Below are 21,768 nucleotides of genomic sequence, written 5' to 3'. Positions count from 1 at the left end.
TTCCCCCTTAAGCCTTTATCACCGCGTTAAATTTACATGAAACCACGCACTCGCCGCACTTAACACATTCATCCTGATTGATGATATACGGCGGGCGTTTTTTATCCTTGTACTTTTCCGCGTCTTCCACGACAATGCAGTTACCCGGGCATTTTTTAGCGCAGGCTCCGCAGCCGATACACTTAGAAGCGTCAATTGTAAATCTGATAAGCCTTCTGCATTTTCCGGCGCGGCACTTTTTATCGTGTATATGTTCGATGTATTCTTCGCGGAAATTTTTAAGGGTGGACATTGTAGGATTCGCGGCGGTACAGCCGAGCATGCAAAGCGACGCTTTTGTCATCGCGTTTCCGATAGCTTCTAATTTTACAAGGTCTTCGTCTTCCCCGTTGCCCCTCGCGATTTTTTCTAAGATTTTAAGTATTTGCGTAGTTCCAATCCGGCACGGAGAACATTTGCCGCAGCTTTCATCAACGCAGAAGTCCATGTAGAAGCGCGACACGTCAACTACGCAGTCGTCCTCGTCCATTACTATCATGCCGCCCGAGCCCATCATGGAGCCGTTAGCCATTAATGATTCAAAGTCGATTGGGACGTCTAGCGATTTTTCGGTAAGAATGCCGCCCGACGGCCCGCCGGACTGCACTCCCTTAAATTTTTTATCGTCTTTAATTCCGCCGCCGACATCGTAGACAATTTCGCGTAACGTAGTCCCCATAGGAACTTCGACAAGTCCTGAAAATTTGACTTTTCCCGTAAGCGCGAATACTTTTGTTCCCTTTGATTTTTCAGTACCGATTTTAGCAAGCCAGTCGCCGCCCCTAGCGGTGATGACGGGAACATTCGCAAATGATTCTACGTTGTTAATAATAGTGGGTTTTTGCCACAAGCCCTTGTTAGCCGGGAACGGCGGTTTTGGGACCGGCATTCCGCGATTGCCTTCTACGGATTTAATAAGCGCGGTTTCTTCTCCGCAGACAAACGCGCCCGCGCCCAGGCGGATTTCAATGTCAAAATCAAAACCGGAGCCGAGGATGTTTTTCCCTACCAGCCCGTAATCGCGCGCCTGATCAAGCGCGATTTTTAGGCGTTCAATCGCGAGCGGATACTCGGCGCGGATGTAAACAAATCCCTGGCTGGAACCGATTGCCTTACCCGCCGTTATCATGCCCTCAATTACCGAATGAGGGTCGCCTTCTATCGTGGAGCGGTCCATGTACGCGCCGGGGTCGCCTTCGTCGGCGTTGCAGATAACGAACTTTTGGTCCCCTACCGCTTTGCGCGCTAAATCCCACTTTAGCCATGTCGGGAAGCCCGCGCCGCCTCTTCCGCGAAGGCCTGATTTTTTCATTTCCTCAATTATTTGTTCCTGAGTCCATTCAAAAAGAACTTTTTCAAGACCGAGATACCCGTCTCGCGCTATGTATTCGTCGATTTTTTCGGGATCAATTACGCCGCAGTTGCGAAGCACGACACGGAATTGTTTTTGCCCCGCGGGCATATTTTCTACAGTATTGATGTTATTCGCCATATTTATTATTCCCCTCTTATAATTGTTAAAATATCAGCGGCAGGACGCTCAAGGATACTTTCATCTAACAATTCCCTGCCGATAATATGCTTCGCGATGATCGATTTTGTCAATTCAGGATCTACCATGCCGTAAATAACGGGCGGCATTCCGGGGACAATTACCTCTACGGTAGGCTCGGAATGGCACAGCCCCATGCAGCCGGTTTGCTTTACGCTGCAATTTTTAAGTTTATTATCTTTAATTCCCGCCGTGAAAGCGTCCCATGTTTGTTTCGCTCCGGCGGCTATCCCGCAGGTTCCCATGCCGATAATAACCCGCGTTTCAACGCCGTCTTTGTCGCGCTTGTTAAACTCGGCTTTTTTTTCTTCTCTTAATTTTCTTAAATCCTCAAGACTCAATTTTGCCATAAATTTTTACTCCTCTTTACGGTTAGTATTGCCAACCTTATGGTTACTAATTTTAACCCTATTTATTTTGATATTTGGCTATGATTCCGGGAATCATATCTTTGGTAAGTTTGCCATAGGTATCGTTGCCGACCGTAAGCACGGGCGCGAGGCCGCAACAGCCGACACAGCGCACAGGGTCTACCGAAAACTTGCCGTCCTGAGTTACCCCGTCAGGCTCTAGCCCGAGCAGGTTTCTAGTCTCGTCCATTATGTCCTGGCTGCCCTTCAAGTAGCAGGCTGTTCCCAAACATACGGAAATCTTGTGTTTCCCCGGCATAGTGGTCTTAAAAAAGTGATAAAAAGTGATAACCCCGTATATTCTGGCAAGGGAAATCCCGGTAAGACGGGCTAATTGTTCAGCGGCTGGGCGGGAAATATACCCGTAGGTTTCCTGGGTTTTATGGAGAATCATAATCAGACTCCCCGGTTTAACCTTCCATTCTTCTATAAATGATAATAATTCCTGGGGAAAAGTAATATCCCCTTCTGTTTTTGCCATTTGTCCCCCTAATCAATTTATATGGGGATTGTAACAATTTATGGGGCTTTTGGCAAGTGGTTATATGGATAAGAGTTCACACTAAGAACACAAAGGAAGAAAAGATCACGAAGGAGGATTAGGGTTTTTGTCCAATATGAGTAAATTCATAGCAAATATGACAGACAGTGTCTGGTAAATTTGGCATTTCAAGAATACTGAAAAACAGGCTCTACTTTATTGTGTCTGGTGTTTTCTCATATACCTTAAAAGAAAAAATACCGTAAAACAAAGTACAGCGATAATAATTGAAACAACAAATTGAAAAATCATTAATTTCCTCCCCGTATAATCCAATTTCTAACAATATCAGCGGCATTGAGAATACCCAACACGCCTGCAATTAAAACAAGTGTTTCAAGTACCTTTGTAAATTTATTCTCCGGTCTTGGTATAACATCCAGAATTTTTTGAATAATCTCGTTTTGTTTTTCAAGTGTCCGATTTATATTGTCCAAATTTTGAACGACATTATCCATATATTATTTAAAGCATATAATTGATACTATTAATTGTCAATAGGTAGGTAGTAATTAAAATTTCGCTTCGTCTACTCCCCACTCCCTAATATATTCTTTGTGAGAAATCTTGGGCTATTAATGGCTAATAATAATTGTCTTATTATACGTTGAGGAGCCTGAAAATTCTGTTCCCTGTATTGGCTCTTGTCCCGGTAAATCGCCTCTTACAGAGCCGCCAAAGTTTGTCTTTTTTCCTGGCCTGTTTCCTTTATTTTCAGATAACGCCGTTTGAAGCATAATGGTATTTCTGTAACCGCCGTCATTATTATAAGCGTCAATGGCTCTTTGCAGGGATTTTTGCTCGCTGACGCTTGCCACCACATAAATCTTTTCCTGCCCGTGAGTATTAGCCGCGAAAGATAAAGTTTTAGTGCTTCCAATTTCATCAGCGTATATTTTGCTGTTCATAAGCGTCATCATAGAGCCGTCTGCCTGTTCTACCACAATATACGCGTAAAAATCCCTGTCAGAATAAAGCTGTATGCTGAATTGTTCGCCATTATTCATGTTTACCGGCTTGTCAAACGGAACCCCTTGATTGTCTTTTACCACCGCAAGATGCCATGTAAACGCTTCCTGGGCGAAAAGGCTACCCGACGCGAAAATTACGCTAATTAAAACTACAATAAATAATTTCCTGCACATAAAAAGCCTCCATTTAATATATATTATATCACTTATTCATACATTGTAAAGGCCGCCCAGTAGTACGGTTTTGTATATGTTGACCCAAATTCTTCACCCGCTTGGAACAGTTTTTTAACCTCTTTATACGCTTCGCTAAAGCGTTTTCCCTCTCCCAGAGTTTTCCCGTACAGCCTTTCCATAAAAGAGGGCGTAGCCACATCGTCAATTTCCCATAAACTGACTCCGACATTTCCAGCGCCAGCCACCATGAACGCGCGAACCAGTCCAACCATCCCTTCGCCTATTTTTGCCTTTCCCAGCCCGGTCTCACAGGCCGATAATACGACCATCCGGGCGTTTAAATCAAGCGCGGCCACATCCGGTATTGTTAAATATCCGTTCTCCGCCACAGGGTCGCCCGATACTTGATACAATACCAATCCCGATTCGGAAGGTTTTTCCCTATTAAAGTACCCGTGACAGGCAAAATGAATAATCGGGTATTTTTTTAACACTTCACCGGCGGAAAGCGATTGTATATTTTTTTTTGTCGCCTTTTCATCAAAATAAGTAAGGAAATCTTTTTTTTTCGCGCCGGCGACTTTCTGTAATATATTGACCTCATTTTCTACCCCGCCAAGATCCTTCCATGGGGTTCCTCTAGGCGTTTTCCTGCCGGCGTATACGCTATTCGCAAAAAAAAGTATGGGCGAATTGGGCATTTTTTCATCTTTCCGCGCCAATACGCTTACAGAGATTGAAGGTGAAAGGCTTATGACATAATTATCGCCAAAGTTTTTGGAACCGGAATCGGCTCTTAAAATATCAAAGGGAATCAGGGCAAGATCGCCATCCGGCACTATAGTAATATTTTTTATATTTTTAAGATAAGGTAAAACCGGCTTTATAAGCTGATTGTACAAAGCGTTACGCGGTTCTTCATAAAAGGATTGCGAAGTATTTCTAGCGTTAGGACTTTCAAAACCATCCCGCAATTTTTGTATCGCGTCAGCATAATTAAAATCAGGATTTAACGGAACAGCCGTTAGGCCGTTTTTAGTAATGACAAGGCAATAAGAGTTGACGGCTATGGATTCATCTTTAATGCTCCATGATTCGGGGCCTTTTATAGGTTTATACGCGGAATTATCCCACAGCACATACTCCAATACCGCCCGATCCTTCCCGCAATAAGCTTTTGCCTGACTGAGCGTTACAGGTTTTGGGTTTCTAAGTTCGTTATATTTGGGAACGCTTTTGCCAAGTTTTATATCCAATTCCGCGAGTTCTTCTTCGGCCTTTTTGCGTTCCCGTATCGCCATAGCGTATCTGTTGCTGGCTTCGTCTTCCAGTTTCGCGCCGTCATAGGTGTTGATAATAGCCTGCTGTTCGTCAATTGTAGCGCGTAACTTTAAAAATTTATTAAAATCTTCTTTGCTTACTCCTGGCAGCCGTATCGCCGCTTCGGTGCCTACCTGTTCCAAAAAACCTCGGCTGCGAAGGGACTCGGAGTAGAAAAAAACTTTTTGGGCGGAACCAAAAACCGCTTCAAAATCAACTCCAGCGTAGTAAAGGTAGATCATCTGCGCCATCAACTCCGCGCCTTGAGCGCCCATGTTCTGACGGATAGCCTCGGCTTTTTTAATGCCTCTGCCGATGCCGTCTAAAACGACATTTACCGCGTATTTAGACCAAAACGCGTGTTTTTTTATGCCGCCTTTTAAGTAGGGATATTTTTGATAAACCTGACCAGCCAGAAACCACGCGTAAACAGGAACGTCATTTATATTGATGGATTTTTCCGCCGCGATAAGACATTCCCTGTAAGCGGCGAGCGCTTTTTTGTATTGCCCCATTCCAAAGTAAGCGAGCGCGCGGTTATTCAACGCTGGCGCGTAATCGCGATCTATCCTCAACGCCGCGTCGCAGTCATCCAAAGCTTTTTGATATTCTTTTTTCATCCTATACGCGCGGCTTCGGTTGCTGTAAACGATGGCGTAATTATAATTTGCCTCAAATTTAATTAGCTGGGTATAACCGTCTATAGCCTTATCATAATCGCCCTTCTCAAGCCACGAGGCGGCGCGGTTATTCCACGCCTGCGCGTGCTGCCCGTCAATCATGATAGCTTTATTAAAATTTTCAATAGCCGCGTCATAATCGCCCATTCCGTAATACGCGTAACCAAGATAATTCCAAGCGTCAGCGTCGTCGTTATCAAGAGAAATTGCTTTTTTAAAATCATTTATAGCCAATTCATAATTTCCCTTACTGCGGTATGTTTCGCCGCGGTGATTGTACACTTCCGGGTTTTCCATTTTTATTTCGATATAAATTTGTATTGCCCTATTGTAATTTTTAATAGCCTCGTCATAATTGCCCTGCATGAAATACGCGTCCGCGAGTTCTTTCCAAACCGTCGGCCTTTCCGGCTTAAGCCTTTTCGCAGCTTCAAAACTTGAAATTGCCGCGTCGAATCGGTATTCATCGTAATGTTCCCTGCCCTGCTCAAGATAATCATCGTAAGTCTCCTGCGCCGGCAAAACCGCGTTCGCGAGAGTAAAGGCGATAAAAAGCAACAACGACATTCTTTTCATTTATTAACTCCTAGTTAATTATTTTTTCTGCGCCCCCGCAAGAACAAAATTGACATACCCGTTAGGTGTAATCGTAGTCGGATTCTGCCGGCCTCCAGACATTTCGCTGACTACTTCCGAAACATAGCTGTCTAGGGACTTCATGGTGACGGTCCCGCTTGAGGCCGAGACTGCCGCCCCTTCAATTCCCTTTATGATGCCGTAGGTAAAAATCCCGTGTTTATACTCAGGCCTCTCCTGCGACAGTTCGCTCCCCCGGCTGGAGCTGAAAATTACAGGATAATATTCCATCGCCTGCCTGATAAAACTGTTTGTGTCCGCGATGCCTGACTTCCCCGCCCCAGCCGAATGGCAAGTGTCAAGGATGAACAATTTGCGCCCCGGCATATCCAGCACGGAATTAATTTCTATATGTGAAATCGCCGTCTTTGTGTCAATATTGCCCGACTCGTCAAACGCCGCGTCCGCCGGAAGAAAGAAATAATTGCCTCCCGAATCATTAACCGCGTGCCCCGCGATAAAGAGGATGCACAAGTCGCGCTCCTTAGCCTGTTTAAACCACGTAAAACTTTCGCGTATAACAGCCGCCGTTGGCTTTTGCCTCTCCCCGTCAGCGATAACCAGCGTATTTACTTTCGCGTAACGCTTGACTTCCTGCCTCTTAAAAACATCCGCAAGCTCTTTCGCGTCGTTGACCGCGTAAGCCAAATCCGATACCAAAGGCGAACTGTAATCATTTACCCCTATCGCGATCATCCACAGATCAGGCAGCGCCTGGCGTATTTCCGCGTTAAATGAAATAGTATCCCTGCCCTCGGCATACCCGTTAGACGCGAATACTTCCACAACATTGTTTCCGTCTTCCACGTCAAGCGGGATGGTGAAATACATTTTTTTATCTTTTCCTGTTACGTTCAAACCGGACGCAGGCATGACTATAGCCCTTGAAACGCTTTTCCCCGCGACTTGCCTTCCATTCACATTGATCCACACGTTTTTAATTTCAAGGTTATCGTCATTTATTGTTACTGTAATTTTAGTTTGTTCTGTTTTAATCGCCTCCGTACTCTTAACAGGTTCAATTGTAACCTTAGGCGGAGGCATTGCGTTTTTAATGTTAGCGCCCGCTTTCTTGACCATTGCCTGATAAGCGGCGGCGTTACTTGAGAGCGCCGTTGCTACAATCTCAGGACGGTAGAAGATTTTCCGAAACTGGTCAATACCGTAGACATTGTTATTGATACGGACATTGAGGTAATTGTCGCCGTTAGGTGAAGCGTTGTAGTAGCCTTCTGGGGTGATGACGATCCACTCGCCGCCGATAAATGAGATAAATTGGGCTATTTCTTTACCGGTGGCAACGTCCCAGAGGCGGACAGTTCCGTCATAGGAACCGGAGAGAATTTGTTTGCCGTCGGAACTAAAAACAATTGAAAAAACCATGCTGGTATGCCCAGAAAAACTTTTAACCGTTTTTCCTGTTTTTACGTCACGGAGGTAAAGGGTATTACTCGCGGAATCTGAGAGTATATATTTTCCATCGGGACTAAACGCTACAGAAAGGACATACTCCAGATTCTCTGAAAACCTGTTAATTTCCTGTCCCGTTTCCGTATTCCAAAGGCGCACAGTTCCGTCATCAGAACCGGATAGTATCTGCTTCCCGTCAGGACTGAATACCGCAGACATGACCTGTCCCGTATGTCCTAAATAATTTCTAATTTCCTCCCCTGTTTCGGCTTCCCATAGCTTGATTGTTTTGTTGCTAGATCCTGAAAGAATATACTTACCATCAGGGCTAAACACTGTTGAAAAGATATAACCGGAATTAAGTAATAAAAACTTTCTAATAACTTTTCCCGTTTCAGTGTCCAAAAGTAAGAAATCATTTTCAATGGAACGTACCAGAATACGTTTGCCATCAGGACTGAATCTCACATTTCCGCTCCTACCGGTTGAAATACATTTAATCTCCTGTCCTGTTTCAACATCCCAAAGCCTTAAAGTTTCATCATTAGACAAAGAGACAATGGTCTTCTCATCGGGGCTGAAGGCCGCAGATCGAATAAATGCCGTATGTCCCGAAAAAGTTCTGATAGGTATTCCTGTTTTCGCGTCCCATAGCCTGAGCGTAAAATCATTTGTATTAGAGAGTATCATGCTGTTATCAGGACTGTACGCTATGGCAAAGGTTGGACCTGCAAAGCCTGTAAATCCTGTAGAAGTTTTAATTTCATTTCCTGTTACCGCATTCCAAAATTTAATGGTATTACTTCCAGAACTGGAAAAGATTGTCTTTTCATCAGGGCTGAACGCCACTGAAGTAACTGAAGCGTTATACCCGGAAAAAGTTTTAATTTCTTCTCCTGTTTCAACATTCCAAAGCTTGACGGTCTTATCTACTGAGCCTGAAATGATAAACTGTCCATCAAAACTAAATGCCGCTGATGTAATGGTGCCGGTATGTCCCAAGAAAGTTTTAACTTCCTGACCTGTTGCCGTATCTAAAAGCTTTAACATAGGTTGTTCTATAGATAGTACTTTTAAATCAACATTATACATCATTGTATTCTGTTTCCCTTCATTTCTTTGAAAATTTTGTACATTGCCCTTTTCAACTAATATATAGGAACCATAAAGTATATATTTCCCATCAGGGCTGAATACCGCGAAATTGGCTATTTTGTCAGTTACTTTAAATGTTTTTCTTTCCTTTCCTGTCGCCGCATCCAAAATTTCAATATATCCATCATTTAAACATAAGAGTATATGCCGACTATCCGGGCTGAATGTTAAGGATTTACCTTTATATCCAGAAAATGTTTTTATCTCTTTTCCTGTTTTTACATCCCATAACTTAATGGTATCATCATCTGAGCTTGAGAGGACAAATTTTTCATCAGGGCTAATTGCCAGAGAAGTGACAGGTCGTGAATGCCCTGAAAATGTTTTAATATCTCGTCCCGATTCCACATCCCAGAGTTTAAGTGTTTTATCATTAGAACCTGAGAGAATATATTTTCCACTAGGGCTGAATACCGCAACCAAAACCTGCCATGTATGTCCGTTAAAAGTTTTAATTTCCCGACCTGTTTCAGTATCCCAAAGTTTAAGACTTGTATCACTGGAACAAGAGACAATAGTTTTCCCGTCAGGGCTAAATGCGACAGAATTTATTTCATCCGTATGCCCCACCTGCGGAAATACCGCCACCTTAACATCAGGCTCACGCTTCTTTTGAGAACTGCCCCCGCTCACGCAGGCAAAAATCGCCAGTAAAGCCGTCAAAACCGCAATAACGCAAACAAACTTTTTCATACACCGTAACCCTCTTTAGTTAAATCCCATTTTACGCGTTTAAGCGCGTTTTGGGAAGTATTTATAGTAATAAACCACATTGTAGGCGATAAGGTTACATAAAATTTTGAAATTTCTACAAAAAGAACTCTCGCAAAGGCGCGAAGGCGCAGAGGCGCAAAGTTGTTGTTCGATAGCTCATTGTTGATCAAGATATATAATTTTGACTACAAATATTGAAGGAAAAACGACGATCCTGCAAACAACAACTTTGCGTCCTTTGCGTCTTTGCGCCTCTGCGAGAGAAAATTTGGGAAAAGTTGTTGTTCGTTATCTTATCATGAAGCCTTACGCTAAGCTCTCGGACAAAGACCTCTGATCTTCCTTTGTGATCTTTGTATCTTTGTGATCTTCGTGTGAAGTCTTAGAGACTACTTGACACCTATCAGGTTACACACAATAATAAACTATGATTCGTTCTTTTAAGCATAAAGGTTTGGAGATTTTTTTTGTTACTGGTTCAAAAAAGGGCATATTGCCAGAACATGCGCCGAAGATTGGGCGTATTCTTGATCGTTTGGATGCCAGTATTTCTCCAAATGATATGAATCTGCCTGGGTATAAATTACATGAGCTTAAAGGAAAAGAAGTCGGTACATGGTCTGTTACAGTGAACGCAAACTGGCGCATAACATTTGAATTTGAAGGTCAGGATGCTATTTTAGTAGATTATAAGGATTATCACTAAGGAGAATTTTATGGAACGATTAAGAAAACCGGTACATCCCGGAAAGGTTTTTTTTGAAGATGTTTTAGTTCCGTTGGGATTAACAGTTACCGACGCGGCTCGTATGATGAACATAACGCGAAAGACGCTTTCAGAATTGGTAAATGAAAAGTCATCATGCAGTCCGCGAATGGCGCTGAGAATAGCGCAGGTTACCAATACCAGCGCAGAAAGCTGGCTTGCCATGCAGATAAAACTCGATCTCTGGAAAGCGCGTCAAAACAAATTTGCTTCATTGCGCGCGTTTCCAAAAATAGCGGTTTAGAAAAAGGCGATACTACTTCTCGAAGGTGACACCTACAAGACCTGCAAAGTTGTTGTTCGATAGCTCATTGTTGATCAAGATATATAATTTTGACTACAAATATTGAAGGAAAACGATGATCCTACGAACAACAACTTTGCGTCCTTTGCGTCTTTGCGAGAGAAAATTTGGGAAAAGTTGTTGTTCGTTATCTTATCATGAAGCCTTACGCTAAGCTCTCGGACAAAAACATCTGATCTTCCTTTGTGATCTTTGTGATCTTCGTGTGAAAATTTTTAGAAAAATTTCTACCATAAAGCGCACTAAAAACGACAAGATATGTATTAGCCCCCATTACTTAGAAGCACAATTTCATCGGTGATGGCTTTTTCCACAAAACTGTTAAGCGACACCCGCTTTTTTTTAGCAAGAACGGCTATTTGACGGTGAAGATCAGGAGACAGCCGGACGTTGAATCTGCCGGAATAAGGTTTTTCAGGTTCAACGCCGTCTTTCTCGCACCATGCGATATAATCGTCAATAGACTCCCTAAAAGCACGTTCTATTTCTTTTACCGTCGTACCCTGAAAAGTAATAACGTCTCTTGTGTTGATAATATCCCCATGAAAAATTTTTGCCTGATCGTCATATTCTACAGTACCCAAATAACCTTTATAATTCATCATAATTTACCCCCGCATTTTCAAGAAATCTTCGAACCGAATTTACCGCTCCTTTATCCGTGGTTTTTATAGTACTATAAACTGATACTATTGTAAAGAGGCAAAAATTACTTTCTCCTCTTTGTGATCTTCGTATTCTTTATTTGAAGTCTTTTCATAAAATATTGCTCTTTTCCCGGTAGTATTCATCCGCGATAAATTCGGCGCTTTCTGCCCAATAAAGATTTTTGGTTCTCTTGAGTGTTTTGTATGTCTGTGATGATATGAATATCGCATAAGCGTCATCAAAATGAATATGTTCTTTTTCCGCCAGAATGCTTACGATCTGTTCAATTTTAAATAACACGTCTGTAGTAATATCCTGATCTTTAAAGATGTATTTGTCTTTCATTTAGTATATTTCCTAATAATTTTAAGGTGAGAAAGAGCAGCGGACGTATGCAGCGATACCTGATTATTTCGTTTGTCTTTTGATTTTGAGATGTCTACCTCGTCAAAATCGCAATTTGATCCATGATACAGAATCAGTTTTGTTTCCATGACAAAACATCCTCGGCAAATGATATACTTTCATCAAAATCCTGTGTATGGAGGGTATTATAGTTTTTACGGATTAAATGATTAATTCCGTATTTTTGGAATAGGGCAATGACATCTTCTTCGGGCAGATTGTGCCGTTGGGAATACCCTTCAACAGCATATACAAGCATAAGATTTTGATCGTGTTCGTCTGACAAAATGTCCGTCTTAACCGTATCTTCACCCTGATATATTCCTCTAACATCAACCATTTTTTCACTATAATACAAAACAACCCAATTGTCCAGCACCTTGTAATCCATCTTTGCTTTCTAATTTCACGATAAGATGACGGACAAAAATCACTTTCTTCCTCTTCTTTGTGATCTTCTCTTCCTTTGTGCCCTTTGTGTGAAATTCTTAAGGATATTTCTTCTTAAAACCGGAAACTCTAGCGCTTGCGGTAATATTCAGCGGGGAGCGTTCACCTCTTGCAAGGTACTGATACCCAATTCCAGCCACCATAGCGGCGTTATCGCCGCATAAGTCCCCAGGGGGGAAAATGCAGTTAAGATGAGATTGTCGCGCAAGGCAGGAGCGAAGGCAACTGTTAGCCGCGACGCCGCCGCCCGCAACTATTGTGGTAATGCCGGTGTCTTCGGCGGCGTTTAACATGGCGCGTAACAGGATTTGAACGGCGGTTTTTTGAAAAGAGGCTGCTATGTCTTCGTTTGTGTGGGCGCCGGATTTCTTTTTAAAAATGTCAAGCTGGTTTATTGCGGCGTTTTTTAAACCGGAATATGACACGTCATAGCGATGATCGCCCTTGTGCAAAGACGGCATCGGAAAATTAAAAGCAGAGCTGTCACCGTTATGCGCCATTTTATCAATGACGGCTCCCCCAGGATAGCCAAAGTTGTAATATTTAGCCACTTTGTCAAAAGCCTCTCCTACGGCATCGTCTATCGTTGTGCCGAGGACTGTAATATTGTCAAAGTCATCGGCTCGGCAGATGATCGTGTGGCCGCCTGAAACAAGAAGCCCTAAAAAAGGGTAATCGCATTTTGCTTCGCTAACTAAACGCGGCGCGTACAGGTGCGCCAGCATGTGATCAACGGCTATAAAAGGTATTTTACGCGCCCAGGCGAACGCCTTCGCGAATGAAAGCCCTACTAACAATGAGCCTAAAAGACCGGGGCGGTTTGTCACAGCGACGGCATCGATGTCCTCAACTTTCAAGAGCGCTTTATCAAGAGCTTCTTTTGTTACGGCGTAAATCCATTCGGTGTGTTTTCTGCTCGCTATTTCGGGAACAACCCCGTTCCACGGCGCGTGAAAAGGTATCTGAGTTGCGATAACATTGGAAATAATTTTCTCGCCGTCTTCCACAACCGCGGCGGAACACTCATCGCATGAAGTTTCAATGCCAAGAACTTTCATCTTTTTATTATATCAGAAGCAGTCTTTAGAGTGTAACCTTGTTCAATAAAATCAGGAAATTGATCGGCGAGCAAGGGAGCCAAATCAGGTGACCATGTGTGTCCGATCATCACCGCGCTGCCGCTTTTTTGCGCCCTTGCAAGCCCGGTTGAAATATAGCGGAGCATAGCGCCCCTATTTTGCTCATTATCAATAAAAACATTTCTCTCAGCTATTCTTATCCCCATCTGGTTCGCAACTATGGGAACAACAGTATCGGCGGTCGTTCTGGAATCAATAAAACAAATTCCCCTTTCATCGCAAAAAGCCAATATCACGCGCATCGCCTCTTTGTCCATCGTTATCTTTGACCCCTGATGATTGTTCATTCCGGCAACCGGCCCGATTTCATCGATGTTATGTGACAATACCGACCTTATTTCTTCCGCGCTCATGCCGGAATAAATCGCTCCTGGGCCGGGGTTCTGCCCTCCTATCGCTTCCATTGGCTGGTGTAAAATCACTTCTTTTCCGCTCTCCCTTATCCGCCTAGCCGCTTCAGCCGAATGCGGAAGGCCGGGCAATACGGCGATTGTAAAAGGAAATTGAATACGCAAAAAAGGCTCAAGCTCCTTTAAATTATTTCCCGCGTCGTCAATAATAAAAACCAAAGTCCCCTTGTTTTCAACCGGAACCTTTGGATTAATAACGGCGGAAACGGTAGTCGCGACAGGAACGTTATTTTGAACAGGCTGCGTCTGTCTCACATCCGGCGTATGTTTCACATCCGGCGTTTTTTTTACGGCGCGTGTCTTGGGCGTAACTTGTTTTTTAGTTGGAGTTGAAGTTAGAACAATCTCTTTCTTTTCCGTATCGGGAGGAGAAACTTCAACGCTCTGCGATTCCGGTTTTTCGGGAATTGTTTGTTCGGTCATTTCAACAGCTTCCGGCTGTCGAGATTCATTTTCCTGCAAAGTAACATTTTCTTTATTAAGACTGGAATGAATGGCGATAACGGCGCAGGAAATTAAAGCCGAAACAGCGACAAGAGCCCCAACCAGCAAAAATGCCTGAATATGTTCGGAAAATCCATTCTTTTTGCGTCTTTTATACGTTTTTTTCACTATTTTCTTCGTTTTAGCCAATTTCTTCATACTGATACATATAATTTTCGGCATAATTGTTAAAATATCTTGTGTAAAAGTCTTTATTTATAGATAATATTAAAAATACTACTATATATTTTTAAAGGAGCTCTAATGAAAAAGAAAATTATTCTTGCTTATTCAGGCGGTTTGGACACTACAGTTATCATTCCGTGGTTAAAAGAAAATCATGATTGCGACGTAATCGCCGTCTGCGTTGATGTGGGGCAGGCAGCCGACTGGAAGGCGATAACAAAACGCGCGATGGCTACCGGCGCGAACGCGTGTTACATCGCCGACGTTAAAAAAGAATATGTTGAGGAATACATTTGGCCCGCGCTTAAAGCCGGCGCTGTTTATGAAGATAAGTATCTTCTGGGCACGTCAACCGCAAGGCCGCTAATCGCGAAAGTTCTTGTTGAGTACGCGCGAAAAGAAAAAGCCGACGCTATCGCCCACGGCGCGACAGGCAAGGGAAACGATCAAGTAAGGTTCGATCTTGGAATCATGGCGCTTGCACCCGATATCGAAATAATTGCCCCGTGGAGAACGTGGAAGCTGAAAAGCAGGCAGGATGAGATGAGGTATCTGTCAAGGAGAAAAATTCCTGTTCCTGTGGCAAAGAAAAAATCCTACAGCATGGACGATAACCTGTGGCATATTTCCCACGAGGGGCTTGAGCTTGAAGACCCGGCGACTGAACCGCAGTTAAAGAAAATGCTTGCCATGATCGTACCGCCTGAAAAAGCGCCTAATAAGCCTGAATATGTGGAAATCGAATTTGAAAAAGGCGTCCCCATCTCCCTTAACGGAAAAAAAATGGAAGGCGTACCGTTAATTAACGCGCTCAACAAAATAGGCGGCGCAAACGGCATCGGCGTTGTAGACCTTGTAGAAAACCGCGTCGTCGGAATGAAAAGCCGAGGCGTATACGAAACCCCAGGCGGAACTATCCTCTACTACGCCCATCAAGAACTTGAGCACCTCTGTCTTGACAGGCAGACTTATTCGTTTAAACAGCAAGTATCGCTAAAACTAAGCGAGATTATCTACGGCGGCCTCTGGTTCACTCCGTTACGCGAAGCGTTATGCGCTTTTGTTGACAGCACCCAGCAAACCGTAACCGGCAAAGTAAGGCTTAAACTTTACAAAGGCTCGATAAACGCCGCCGGCGTAACGTCAGCCTACTCGCTATACAACACAAGCCTCGCAAGTTTTACAACGGGCGAGCTTTTCAATCACGCCGACGCAAAGGGCTTTATAAAACTCTACGGCCTTCCCGTGCTTGTACGCTCGCTCATGGAGCAGGGTAAAAAAGAGGGAACTAAAGCGGCGGGGACGAAGGCGGCGGGAGCGGCTTCGGGAAAGGCAAAATCAATCTCGAGTAAAAGCGCGGCGGCTAGGAAAAAGTAGATTGTGCATGAGGAGTTTAAAAGCGTTGCTTCTTAACGGAGTATGCGCTATGATCTATTTATGAAGCGGAATATTATCTGCAAGTCGTCTGCTTTCAAGCATAAAATTACATTGGATAATATCCGCCATGCCCTTGATTAGCCGTGGTATGAAGGGGTGCTTGAAGGTTATGAAAACAAGTACATTGTTCTTGGAACAGACCGTGTTGGAAATTTACTTGAAATCATGTATAATTAAATGGAAGACGGCGTTTTAAATGTGTTTCATGCCCAGCCGTGCCGCGCTATTTATTTACCCTTGCTTAAGGGGTAGGAGGAACTTATGTCTGAAATGACTGACGAAGAAGCCGATTATTGGGATGATCTTTTTACTAAAAATCCACCAAAAGCCGATCCCAACAGAAAAGGCGGCTATTTTACCAATCAACGAAAATTACTGGACGTATTGGATAGAGAGGCCGCCGATTATATTGTAAACCGCGCTATTCAAATGCAAAAATTACCTGCTCAAATTATTGGCGATATGGTTCGAGAAAAGATTATTGCATCTGCGGCGACCTAATAAAAATATCAGGTTATTTCATGTAACCTATGTTAGGAGAAATTTTGAAAACTAAGCGCAATCCGGTAAAAAAAACAGCCAAGCCTAAGGCTAAGCCGAAGGCTAAACCTCTTTGGGCGGGGCGGCTTGCGGAAGTTCCGCAGGCGGAGGCTTTTGCTTTTCAGTCGTCAATCAATGTTGACAGCCGCCTTGTCTTTGACGACATTGCCGCAAGCAAGGCCCACGCAGAAATGCTCGGCAGACAGGGAATTATCTCAAAGGACAGCGCGAGTAAAATTGTAAAAGAACTTAACGCTATCGCAGGCGAAATTAAAGCGGGCAAATTGAAGATAGATACGGCGTATGAGGATATTCATTCTTTTTTAGAAGCGATTTTAACGGAGCGTCTTGGTGATACCGGCAAAATGGTTCACGCAGGACGCAGCAGAAACGATCAGGTGGCGGTCGCTTTCCGCCTTTATTTAAAACGCGAGGTGCCGCTATTACAAAATGAATTGGCTACGCTTCTTAACACGCTTCTGGATACGGCGCAGTCTCATGTAAACAGCATAATGCCCGGTTACACGCACCTTCAAAGAGCGCAGCCCGTAACGCTTGGACATCATCTAACGGCATGTTGCGCCGCTCTGGAGAGGGATTATTCACGCTTTAGCGACGCCCTTAAAAGATTTGACGAGTGTCCTTTGGGAAGCGGAGCGTTAGCCGCCACTACCCTGCCCTTGGATCGCAAGGCTGTCGCGCAGGAGTTGGGTTTTAGCAGGCCATGTATCAATTCTATGGACGCTGTTGCGGACAGGGACTTTGCTTTGGAGCTTTCAAGCGCATGCGCCATCACTATGGTTCATTTATCACGTTTTTGTGAAGACGTGGTTTTGTGGGCAAGCGAAGAATTTAAATTTATCGAGCTTGCCGAGTCATGGAGCACGGGTTCTTCGATCATGCCTCAGAAAAAAAATCCCGACTTTGCGGAACTTATCCGTGGAAAAACAGGAAGAACAACCGGCAACCTTGTCGCTCTTTTTACTCTGCTAAAGGGACTGCCCTATGCGTATAACAAAGATTTACAGGAAGATAAGGAAACCCTTTTTGACAGCATCGACACGTTGATTGCCTGCCTTAGAATGTTCACGGGAATGATTAAAACCACTCAATTTAACATTAAACGAATGAAGGCGGCGTGTACCGGCGGCTTTTTGGAAGCGACAGACGCGGCGGAATATCTTGTCCGCAAGGGGCTTCCTTTCCGAGCCGCTCATGAAGTCGCCGCTTCTTTGGTGCGCGATTGTATCGAGGCGGGACATAAACATATTTCCGCTTTAACGCTCGCGCAATTAAAAAAACGCTCCAAACTTTTTGAGGAAGATATTTACAAACTGATAACGCCGTCAGCCTGCGTAAAAGCGCGCGAGATACCGGGGGGACCATCACCCAAAGAAGTTCGTAGGCAGATAAAGCTGTTACGCAAAAAAATAAATTAAGAGCGTGGGTTTTTTATATGAGCGAAAAAGAAAAATTTATAACGCTTATAGAAAAATTTATTGCTCTTGCGGCGGTCAGGTTAAGCGATGATGTTATGGCACGTCTGGAAGAAATGCGTAAAGCCGAGGACTCTCCCCTTCAAAAATCAATCTACGACAGTTATTTTGAAAATTTGGCGTTAGCTGAAAAACTTAACCGCCCATGTTGTCAGGATACTGGTATGCTTCAATTTTTTATAAAAGCCGGAACTGCTTTTCCTCATTTGGACATTACGGCGGAAGCGATAATCGAGGCGGTACGCAGAGCGACCATAAGCGTCCCATTAAGACCAAACGCAGTCAACTACTTTGACGAAAACAATACAGGCGACAACACGGGAGAGCGAACTCCGTGGATTGACTGGGAAATTATTCCCGCATCTAAAGAAATGGAAATGACGCTGTACTTTTCAGGAGCGGGATGCAGTCTTCCCGCGCAAGCGAAAGTTTTTAAGCCATCGGACGGACTAGAGGCGATTATTCCCTTTGTGTACGACATTGTCTCAGGACCGGGAATTAACGCCTGCCCTCCCCTGCTTGTGGGAGTCGGACTTGGGCATAACATAGAAAACGCATCGGTACTTTCAAAAAAGGCAATTTTAAGGCCGTTAGGGACAAAACACCCCCACCCAAAAGGAGCGGAGCTTGAAAAACAGCTAACGGACGGCCTTAACAGTCTTGGCATGGGCGCTCAAGGATTAAGAGGCAATCAGGCGGTAATGGGAGTGCATATTGAATCGTCTGCAAGGCACACGGCGACAAGGGCATGCGCTGTAAATGTTTCGTGTTACACATTAAGGTGCGGAATAATCCGCCTTAACAGCGATCTCTCTTATGAGCTGACAGGTTTTAAGGGAGCGAAACTTTAATGAGAGAAAAGAGGTTTTTTTGAATACGATTAATTTGCCTTTGAATAACGATGATATTCTCAAATTTCATATCGGAGATGTAATTTATCTTGCCGGAACAATCGTAACGGGAAGGGATGAGGTTTACCATAGAGTTGTAGAAGAAAATATTATGCCGCCTGTGGACTTAAACGGAATGGCAATTTATCACGCCGGACCAATTGTAAAAAAAACCGAACAAAATCATGAGCTTGTTTCGATAGGGCCGACTACTTCCATGCGTATGGAAAAATGGGCGGCTGATTTTATAAAAAAAACAGGCATAAAAGTGATGATCGGCAAGGGCGGCATGGGAGAGAAAACAGCGTCCGCCTGCCGAGAGTTACGCGCAATTCATTGCGTTTACCCAGGCGGCTGCGCTGTGTTAGGTGCAACTCAAATAGATAGCATTGAAAATCCCTACTGGGAAGAATTTGGCATGGCGGAATGTCTTTGGGTAATGAAGACTAAAGCGTTTGGTCCGCTGATTGTCAGCATTGACGCGCATGGGGGGAATCTCTTTGCGGAGAATTCTTTGTTTTATGCTGGGAAGAAGCGGTAAAAAATAATTTTTACCGCGAACCACACGAACTTATTGCAAATCACTGCCGCTAAAACTCACAATCATACCATCTGATACCGAGACATTGATTTTCGTAAATACATATCCGCCTGATGACGATTGCAATTTAAAATCATATATGCTATTTGCGGATAAAGACTGCGAAAGAGTGAATGTCCGTGATGTACCATCATCTAAATTATACCAACCGCATAAATTATCTCCCCAGCTTTCTGATGATGACAGTTTTATATAAATGCCGCTTATGGAATAAGTTGTTTTATTTTCAATAACAATTACAGGCGAACCAATAAGCGGGGTATCTGAATTAGCTCTTGTGTATGTTAAGACCATGCCGGCTGAAACAGTTATATTACTCATTGTGAACGTATTGGTCGGATTTGATGATCTCATTTGAAGATCAAACACCGTATAACTGGACGGCGGAATAGGTATGGTTACAGACCTTCCGTCATTGTTTGAAATTGTTCCAAAGCTCTCTCCCCAATCTGATGAAGATGACGGTTTTATATAACATCCATTAAAAGCTACGCCGGTTCTATTTTGAATAGTAATACCTGGCAGATCGCTTCCGTCGTTTAAATCATTAGTGGTAAACGGGATAATCATTCCGTTTGAAACGGTGACTTTATATTTTCTAAAAGAATATCCGCCTGATGACGATTGTAACACGAAATCATATTCACTGTTAGCGGATAAAGCCTGCGAAAGAGTGAATGTTCGTGATGTACCATCATCTAAATTATACCAACCGCATAAATTATCTCCCCAGTTTGTTGATGTTGTTTTTTTTATATAAATGCCGCTTACAGAATAGCTTGTTTTATTTTCAATAACAATTACCGGCGAACCAATAAGCGAAGTGTCTGAATTTACATTAGTATATGTTAAAACCATACCGTCTGAAACAGTTATATCGCTCATGGTGTATGTATTGGTTGGGTTTGATGACCTCGTTTGAATATCAAACTTTTTATAACTTGACGGCGGAATAGGTATTGTTACAGACCTATCGCTATTATTTGAAATTTCTCCAAAGCTTCCTCCCCAATCTGATGAAGATGACGGTTTTATGTAACATCCATTAAAGGCTACGCCTGTCCTATTTTGAATGGTGATTCTTGGCAAGTCGCTTCCGTCGTTTATATCACTGACAGTAAAGGCTATTGTCATTCCGTTTGAAACGGTGACTTTATATTTTCTAAAAGAATATCCGCCTGATGACGATTGTAATATGAAATCATATTCTTTGTTAGCGGATAAAGACTGCGAAAGAGTAAATTGCCGCGTTGTACCGTCATCCAAAGAATACCAACCGCATAAATTATCTCCCCAACTTGTTGATGTTGATTTTTTAATGTTAATGCCGTTTACTGAATAGCCTGTGTTATTCTTAATGGTAATAGTCGGATTTACACCGCTGCCGCCACTGCCGCCGCTGCCGCTGCCGTCTTCGCCGTTATCATCATTATCATTGTTTGTTCCGCTATTAAAAAAACAACCAACAAAAGAAAACCCTATTATAACCGTAATGGCAATAATTATAAAAAATTTAAACGCGTTTTTCATATAAAAACTCCTTAATATTATATACGCTATTATATCATTTTTATTAAAAAAAAACACTATTATATTCTTACTTTAAAACAACGCTTGTAAACCCACCCAACGTAAGAACACTCCCCTTCAACGCCGCACTACCCTTACCAGCGTAACCTCTGACAACGGTAAAATTCTCACTTGTATATTCGCTCAAATCAACCGTAACTTCATCTTCGCCGGTATTGTGAAATACCGCGGCTTTACTGCCGCCGTAATCATAGACAAAGCCGCCGAAAACGGCATAGTCGGAAAAATCCAAAGCTGTAACCGCGCCTCTGGCGATTTCGGGATTTGCCCTGCGGAGCATAATAAGTTTTTTATAGTGATTCAACAGGCTGGTTTTTTTAGGCAGTTGGCTTTTTACCGTTCCGTTTTTCTGATTCGCCTTATCGTAGGTACTGCCCACAGGGTCTTTAACTTTGTCGTTATCTCCCCATAACATCGCGAGTCTTCTGTTCGCGTCGGTCGGTTCGTTGCCTTTGCTTCCCTTCATGCCAATTTCTTCTCCGTAGTAAATAAAAGGGCAGCCGCTTGATAACAGGTAAATGTTAGCCGCCGTCTGCATCGCGTAATTTTCAGGAGCAAGAAAGCCGGCGGCCCTGTCCATATCGTGATTGGAAACAAACGGGGCAAGGATTGCCAGTGAAGATTTTTTCAATACTTGTTTTTGATACGATTCAAGATTAGCGGCGTATTCTGAAACGCTGTCAACGCCAGTCGCCGCGTAATAAATATATCCCGACGTGCCGGCAAAAGAAAAATCAAAACAATTAACCGCCTCATAATAATTCTGTATCGCGGTTGTCCCCGACCAATTTTCAGCTACTATATAAACGTCGTCTTTT

Annotated in this window: 20 protein-coding genes and 1 pseudogene; 7 read left to right on the top strand and 14 right to left on the bottom strand. The window is 43.4% G+C overall.

All coding sequences use genetic code 11. The features are described 5' to 3' along the window. Positions 1–7: 7 nt before the first annotated feature. The 7 genes from ACYVRA_RS10885 to ACYVRA_RS10855 form a co-directional block, all read right to left on the bottom strand. Positions 8–1,531, bottom strand: a complete 1,524-nt coding sequence (locus ACYVRA_RS10885) for an NADH-ubiquinone oxidoreductase-F iron-sulfur binding region domain-containing protein (RefSeq protein ID WP_461252729.1) — start codon at positions 1,529–1,531, stop codon at positions 8–10. A gap of 5 nt (positions 1,532–1,536) precedes the next feature. After that, on the bottom strand, positions 1,537–1,941 hold the full coding sequence (locus ACYVRA_RS10880; protein WP_461252728.1) for a (2Fe-2S) ferredoxin domain-containing protein: 405 nt from the start codon (positions 1,939–1,941) through the stop codon (positions 1,537–1,539). A 58-nt stretch (positions 1,942–1,999) separates the two neighbouring features. Beyond that, positions 2,000–2,482, bottom strand: a complete 483-nt coding sequence (locus ACYVRA_RS10875) for an NADH-quinone oxidoreductase subunit NuoE family protein (protein ID WP_461252727.1) — start codon at positions 2,480–2,482, stop codon at positions 2,000–2,002. 311 nt (positions 2,483–2,793) lie between these two features. Further along, positions 2,794–3,000 carry a hypothetical protein gene (locus ACYVRA_RS10870; protein ID WP_461252726.1) on the bottom strand — a complete coding sequence of 69 codons (207 nt, stop codon included), beginning with the start codon at positions 2,998–3,000 and terminating at the stop codon, positions 2,794–2,796. A 117-nt stretch (positions 3,001–3,117) separates the two neighbouring features. Then, positions 3,118–3,687: a hypothetical protein gene (locus ACYVRA_RS10865; protein WP_461252725.1), complete on the bottom strand. Its 570-nt coding sequence runs from the start codon at positions 3,685–3,687 to the stop codon at positions 3,118–3,120. 32 nt (positions 3,688–3,719) lie between these two features. After that, positions 3,720–6,266: a CHAT domain-containing protein gene (locus tag ACYVRA_RS10860; RefSeq protein WP_461252724.1), complete on the bottom strand. Its 2,547-nt coding sequence runs from the start codon at positions 6,264–6,266 to the stop codon at positions 3,720–3,722. Between the two features lie 18 nt (positions 6,267–6,284). After that, the gene (locus ACYVRA_RS10855) at positions 6,285–9,584 is read right to left on the bottom strand and encodes a beta-propeller domain-containing protein (RefSeq protein WP_461252723.1); all 3,300 of its coding nucleotides are present in this window, start codon (positions 9,582–9,584) and stop codon (positions 6,285–6,287) included. A 448-nt stretch (positions 9,585–10,032) separates the two neighbouring features. Between ACYVRA_RS10855 and ACYVRA_RS10850 the strand changes: the two genes are divergently transcribed. Further along, entirely contained in the window at positions 10,033–10,311 is a 279-nt protein-coding gene (locus ACYVRA_RS10850) for a type II toxin-antitoxin system RelE/ParE family toxin (protein WP_461252722.1), read from the top strand. A 10-nt stretch (positions 10,312–10,321) separates the two neighbouring features. Then, positions 10,322–10,615, top strand: a complete 294-nt coding sequence (locus ACYVRA_RS10845; RefSeq protein ID WP_461252721.1) for a HigA family addiction module antitoxin — start codon at positions 10,322–10,324, stop codon at positions 10,613–10,615. 323 nt (positions 10,616–10,938) lie between these two features. Here the strand turns inward: ACYVRA_RS10845 and ACYVRA_RS10840 are convergent, their stop codons facing one another. From ACYVRA_RS10840 to ACYVRA_RS10820, 5 genes are all read right to left on the bottom strand, one after another. Then, positions 10,939–11,280, bottom strand: coding sequence for a type II toxin-antitoxin system HicB family antitoxin (locus ACYVRA_RS10840; RefSeq protein WP_461252720.1), 342 nt, complete (start codon positions 11,278–11,280; stop codon positions 10,939–10,941). Between the two features lie 151 nt (positions 11,281–11,431). Beyond that, positions 11,432–11,668 carry a hypothetical protein gene (locus ACYVRA_RS10835; protein WP_461252719.1) on the bottom strand — a complete coding sequence of 79 codons (237 nt, stop codon included), beginning with the start codon at positions 11,666–11,668 and terminating at the stop codon, positions 11,432–11,434. A 133-nt stretch (positions 11,669–11,801) separates the two neighbouring features. Then, positions 11,802–12,068, bottom strand: a complete 267-nt coding sequence (locus ACYVRA_RS10830) for a DUF3791 domain-containing protein (RefSeq protein WP_461252718.1) — start codon at positions 12,066–12,068, stop codon at positions 11,802–11,804. A 148-nt stretch (positions 12,069–12,216) separates the two neighbouring features. Further along, on the bottom strand, positions 12,217–13,236 hold the full coding sequence (tsaD, locus tag ACYVRA_RS10825; protein ID WP_461252717.1) for a tRNA (adenosine(37)-N6)-threonylcarbamoyltransferase complex transferase subunit TsaD: 1,020 nt from the start codon (positions 13,234–13,236) through the stop codon (positions 12,217–12,219). Next, positions 13,233–14,393, bottom strand: coding sequence for a divergent polysaccharide deacetylase family protein (locus ACYVRA_RS10820; protein ID WP_461252716.1), 1,161 nt, complete (start codon positions 14,391–14,393; stop codon positions 13,233–13,235). Before ACYVRA_RS10820 ends, tsaD begins: the two co-directional genes overlap by 4 nt. An 81-nt stretch (positions 14,394–14,474) precedes the next feature. On the opposite strand from ACYVRA_RS10820, the gene ACYVRA_RS10815 reads away from it, so the two are divergent. From ACYVRA_RS10815 to ACYVRA_RS10795, 5 genes and pseudogenes are all read left to right on the top strand, one after another. Beyond that, positions 14,475–15,773, top strand: coding sequence for an argininosuccinate synthase (locus tag ACYVRA_RS10815; RefSeq protein ID WP_461252715.1), 1,299 nt, complete (start codon positions 14,475–14,477; stop codon positions 15,771–15,773). 321 nt (positions 15,774–16,094) lie between these two features. Continuing rightward, complete coding sequence (locus ACYVRA_RS10810; RefSeq protein WP_461252714.1) at positions 16,095–16,334, top strand: hypothetical protein; 240 nt, start codon at positions 16,095–16,097, stop codon at positions 16,332–16,334. A gap of 44 nt (positions 16,335–16,378) precedes the next feature. Continuing rightward, the gene (gene argH / locus ACYVRA_RS10805) at positions 16,379–17,812 is read left to right on the top strand and encodes an argininosuccinate lyase (protein WP_461252713.1); all 1,434 of its coding nucleotides are present in this window, start codon (positions 16,379–16,381) and stop codon (positions 17,810–17,812) included. Positions 17,813–17,829: 17 nt separating this feature from the next. Beyond that, the gene (ttdA, locus tag ACYVRA_RS10800) at positions 17,830–18,720 is read left to right on the top strand and encodes a L(+)-tartrate dehydratase subunit alpha (RefSeq protein WP_461252712.1); all 891 of its coding nucleotides are present in this window, start codon (positions 17,830–17,832) and stop codon (positions 18,718–18,720) included. A gap of 13 nt (positions 18,721–18,733) precedes the next feature. Next, positions 18,734–19,300 (top strand): annotated as a pseudogene (locus ACYVRA_RS10795) (FumA C-terminus/TtdB family hydratase beta subunit); the annotation flags it as partial. 30 nt (positions 19,301–19,330) lie between these two features. Here ACYVRA_RS10795 and ACYVRA_RS10790 read toward each other — a convergent pair. Beyond that, positions 19,331–20,890 (bottom strand): hypothetical protein, encoded by a 1,560-nt coding sequence (locus ACYVRA_RS10790; RefSeq protein WP_461252711.1) that lies wholly within the window; start codon positions 20,888–20,890, stop codon positions 19,331–19,333. A 67-nt stretch (positions 20,891–20,957) separates the two neighbouring features. Continuing rightward, on the bottom strand, positions 20,958–21,768 hold an 811-nt coding region (locus ACYVRA_RS10785), incomplete at its 5' end, for an alpha-amylase family glycosyl hydrolase (protein WP_461252710.1).

It is taken from the genome of Treponema sp. R8-4-B8, from assembly GCF_054786175.1.
This window is presented reverse-complemented; position numbering and strand designations above follow the sequence as displayed.